We start from the raw sequence: 4576 nt of genomic DNA, 5'->3' as shown, positions 1-4576 counted from the left end.
CCTTGATGAAGCCATCACCCACTATGCGAAGTTGGTGAACACCTGCGCAGCAATCGACGGTCCCACAGCACCATTCACCATGAAATTGCGCGAGAATCTTGAGGCCGCCAGGCGGGAGCTGGAGCGGCAGGAGGAGGACTCAGCCACCGAGTAGCGCGAGCAGATACGTGTCGGGGCCGGAAGCAACAGCCTCCGGCCCCTGGCGTTTGTGGGCCCTACCGGGCTCGAACCGATGACCTTCTGGGTGTAAACCAGACGCTCTAACCAACTGAGCTAAAGGCCCCACGCACGCGCCAATCTACCAGATCGAGCGCGCACGGTCACTTTCTGACCCGAGCGAAAGGAACACCCAAGAGCGCTCCCCCGCCCAGGCCTCGTCGATAAACCTAGCGACGCGAGCGAGGACGCGCGGTCACGCGCACGCCCGCCCACTCCTCGCCCAGCGCCGTCGACGTCGTCGCATGCAAGCCCGCGATCTTTGCGGCCTCCTCCACGTCGCCCACGCGCACCGAATTAGGACGCCCCGGCTTAGGAATCAGAACCCAAATCAGACCGCCGTCATCCAGGTTCGACATGGCGTCCACCAGGACGTCGGCCAGGTCCTCCTCCTCAGCGTCATCCGCGCGCCACCACACGATCGCGCCGTCTACGACATCGCCATAATCGACGTCGACCAGCGGATGACCGGTCTCCTGTTCAATCGACTCGCGCACCTTCTGATCGACGTCATCATCGACGTAGAACTCCTGCACGATCGCATCGGACGCAAAACCCAGGCTCACTGCCATCACGCAGCACCGCCTCTCGACGAGCTGCTGCTCTGTGTCATATCAACGTTCACTCCTTCATCCTAGGGCATGAAACCAGATCGAATGCAAGGGATAACACCAGGCGAAACACCCATGATGGACAACATCACTCTGACCAGCAGGTTTACGCATAGCGCCAGCGTCCAACATCGGTGAAAGGCACCTCATACACACGTGGATCATCAAACGCTAGAAAAGCCACACCATTAGTGGGACAATGGTCCCGATATGTGCGGTGTCGATCGAAGACACCGCCCACGAACGCTGCACGTCGCAGCTCCGAGTCAAGCGAGAAGGTACACCGTGAGCCAACTCCACGAGTCACGCCCCGTCGTCGTCAACGGGCTGATCCCCCAGGTCCCCGACAACGACCCCCAGGAGACCGCCGAATGGGTCGAGTCCCTGTCCGGACTCATCAACGAAAAGGGCGGCCCCCGCGCACGCTACATCCTGCTGCACATGCTCAGCGAAGCGCGCCGAAACGGCGTTCAGCTCCCCCAGGAATACACGACCCCCTACGTCAACACCATCCCCGTTGACCAGGAACCGTACTTCCCCGGCGACGAAGCCATGGAGCGCGAATACCGCCGCTGGATCCGCTGGAACGCCGCCGTCCAGGTGACGCGCGCCCAGCGCCCCGGCGTCAAAGTCGGTGGACACATCTCCTCCTACGCCTCCGTCGCCACCCTCTACGAGGTCGGCCTCAACCACTTCTTCCGCGGCAAGGATCACCCCGGCGGCGGCGACCACGTCTTCTTCCAGGGTCATGCCTCCCCCGGCCCCTACGCGCGTGCCTTCCTGGAAGGCCGCCTCTCCGAAGAGGAGATGGACGGATTCCGCCAGCAGGTGTCCACCGCGCACGGCCTGCCCTCATACCCGCACCCGCGCCAGCTCGACCGCTTCTGGGAGTTCCCCACGGTCTCGCTCGGCCTGGGTCCCGCCGAGGCCATCTACCAGGCCTGGTTCGACCGCTACCTGCACATGAACGGCATCAAGGACACGTCGCAGCAGCACACGTGGGCCTTCATCGGCGACGGTGAGATGGACGAGCCCGAGTCCCGCGGTATGCTCCAGCTCGCCGCTCAGCAGCGCCTGGACAACCTGACCTTCGTCATCAACTGCAACCTGCAGCGTCTCGACGGCCCGGTGCGCGGCAACGGCAAGATCATCCAGGAGCTGGAAGCCTTCTTCAAGGGTGCCGGTTGGAACGTCATCAAGGTCATCTGGGGCCGCGGCTGGGACCAGCTGCTCGCCGCCGACAAGGACGACGCCCTCGTCCACGTCATGAACGAGACTCTGGACGGCGACTACCAGACCTTCCGCGCGAACGACGGCGCCTACGTGCGTGAGCACTTCTTCGGCCGCGACCCGCGCACCAAGGAAATGGTGAAGAACTGGACCGACGAGCAGCTCTGGGAGCTCAAGCGCGGCGGCCACGACTACCGCAAGGTCTACGCAGCCTACAAGGCCGCCATGGACCACACCGGCCAGCCCACCGTCGTTCTCGCGCACACCATTAAGGGCTACGCGCTGGGCACGCACTTCGCGGGACGTAACTCGACGCACCAGATGAAGAAGCTGACGCTCGAGGACGCCAAGCAGCTGCGCGACCGCCTGCAGATCCCGATCACGGACGAAGAACTCGAGCGCGATCCCTACATGCCTCCGTACTACATGCCGCCGGCCGATCACCCGGCCCTGCAGTACATGAAGGAGCGCCGCGAGATCCTCGGCGGCTGGGTGCCCGAGCGTCGCGCCGACCGCCAGCCCAAGCTCCCCGAGCTACCCGCCCGCCCCTTCGAAGCACTGTCCAAGGGTTCCGGCAAGCTCGAGGTCGCCACGACCATGGCCCTCGTGCGTCTGATCAAGGACCTCATGAAGGACAAGCAGGTCGGCAAGTACTTCGTGCCGATCATCCCCGACGAGGCCCGCACCTTCGGTCTGGACGCGATCTTCCCCTCGGCGAAGATCTTCAACACGACCGGCCAGTCCTACACGCCCGTCGACGCGGACATGATGCTGTCCTACCGTGAGTCCGAACAGGGCCGCATCCTGCACACGGGTATCACCGAGGCCGGCTCCGCTGCCGCCTTCCAGGTCGTCGGCACGGCGTACGCCACGCACGACCTGCCGATGGTACCGATCTACATCTTCTACTCGATGTTCGGCTTCCAGCGCACGGGCGACCAGTTCTGGGCGGCCGGCGACCAGCTCACCAAGGGCTTCGTCATCGGCGCGACGGCCGGCCGCACGACGCTCGCGGGCGAGGGCCTGCAGCACATGGACGGGCACTCTCAGGTTTTGGCCGCGACCAACCACGCGTTCGTGTCCTACGACCCGGCCTACGCCTACGAGATCCGCCACATCATGGCGGACGGCCTGCAGCGCATGTACGGTGACGCAGGCGGCCGCGACCCGAACGTCATGTACTACATCACCGTGTACAACGAGCCGATCCACCAGCCGGCTGAGCCGGAGAACGTGGACGTCGAGGGCATCGTCAAGGGCATCTACAACCTCGATGAGCACCAGAACTTCGGCGGCCCCAAGGCTCAGCTGCTCGCCTCCGGCGTCGGCGTACCGTGGGCACGCGAGGCGCGCGAGCTCCTGGCTCGCGACTGGGGCGTGGATGCCGCCGTGTGGTCCGTGACCTCGTGGAACGAGCTGCGCCGCGACGGCCTGGATGCTGAGGAGCACAACTACCTGCACCCGACCGAGCCGCGCCGCACCCCCTACGTGTCGGCCAAGCTCGCGGGTCGCGAGGGTCCGTTCGTGGCCTCCTCCGACTTCGACCGCATGCTGCCCGATCAGATCCGTCAGTGGGTCCCCGGCGACTACCACGTGCTCGGTGCGGACGGCTTTGGTTTCTCCGACACGCGCCGTGCTGCCCGCCGCTGGTACCACATCGACGCCGAGTCGATGGTCGTGCGCACGCTGGCCGCCCTCGCCGACAAGGGTCAGGTTGACCCGTCGGTCGTCCAGCAGGCGATCGACAAGTACGAGCTCTTCAACTGCGCGATCCAGGGCAACGACCACGCTGGCGAAGAGTGAGCGTCGCTAGGCCCGCGTTCTTCCCTCGCGGTGCCCAGCGATCATGAGAACGAGGCCGGGGTTCCCCACGCGGGTTCCCCGGCCTCGTCCCCTCTCCCCCACGTCTTCGATTCACTCAATTCGTGCCACGAAACCAGACCACCCATCGTCACGTTCGTCCCAGCTGCAACAAGTTTTCTCCGGTTGTCATTCCCGCCTGTTGTAGCAAGTACACTGTGCGCATGAACACAGCGATGGCAGCTTTAAGTATTACGACCAACATCGTGACATCGATTGTTACAGTACCGGGATTTGGCTTCACTGCCGACTCAATTGAGGGTGGGCACGACCTCTACCAACGGGCCCGCAGCCTTCTAGATCAAATAGCCGGTAGTTGCGACGCACAGACATGTGACCACCTGACAAACTCGATAAGCGCTGAACTGGACGCAATCGAGGGACAGCTCGTTGAATCGGGCTACGACAGGTCCCACATCGATAGCTTCATCGATCATCTTGAGACATCAGTGAAGCAAACCATCACTCTCCTTGCCGACGACGAGAACGCCCTACGTGAAGCAATACTCAAGCCCGAGGTATTCCGGTACTACGTTCTCGCACAATCAGCCTCAGCACGCCAGAACTACACCCCCGGCGAGCACCACCACCTCGACGCACTCCTGAGTAGCGTCGTGCAGGAGTACCTGCCGCTCGCACACGCGTCCACGGATTTCAAG

General features: G+C 63.6%; 3 protein-coding genes and 1 tRNA gene. 2 read left to right on the top strand and 2 right to left on the bottom strand.

Annotated features, from left to right (window positions below; all coding sequences use genetic code 11):
• Nucleotides 1-209: 209 nt before the first annotated feature.
• Both QZ149_RS09920 and QZ149_RS09915 read right to left on the bottom strand, forming a co-directional pair.
• A tRNA-Val gene (locus QZ149_RS09920) sits at nucleotides 210-283 on the bottom strand.
• A 103-nt stretch (nucleotides 284-386) separates the two neighbouring features.
• Nucleotides 387-788: a DUF3052 domain-containing protein gene (locus tag QZ149_RS09915; RefSeq protein ID WP_276740735.1), complete on the bottom strand. Its 402-nt coding sequence runs from the start codon at nucleotides 786-788 to the stop codon at nucleotides 387-389.
• A gap of 324 nt (nucleotides 789-1112) precedes the next feature.
• Between QZ149_RS09915 and aceE the strand changes: the two genes are divergently transcribed.
• Nucleotides 1113-3860 (top strand): pyruvate dehydrogenase (acetyl-transferring), homodimeric type, encoded by a 2748-nt coding sequence (gene aceE / locus QZ149_RS09910; protein ID WP_291451276.1) that lies wholly within the window; start codon nucleotides 1113-1115, stop codon nucleotides 3858-3860.
• A 221-nt stretch (nucleotides 3861-4081) separates the two neighbouring features.
• Nucleotides 4082-4576: hypothetical protein (locus QZ149_RS09905; RefSeq protein WP_291451275.1), on the top strand; the 495-nt coding region annotated here is incomplete at its 3' end.

Source organism: Actinomyces sp. ICM47 (genome assembly GCF_905369875.1).
Classification (GTDB): Bacteria; Actinomycetota; Actinomycetes; order Actinomycetales; family Actinomycetaceae; genus Pauljensenia.
Note: the sequence above shows the minus strand (reverse complement) of the source record. Positions and strands in the feature narration are given on the sequence as shown.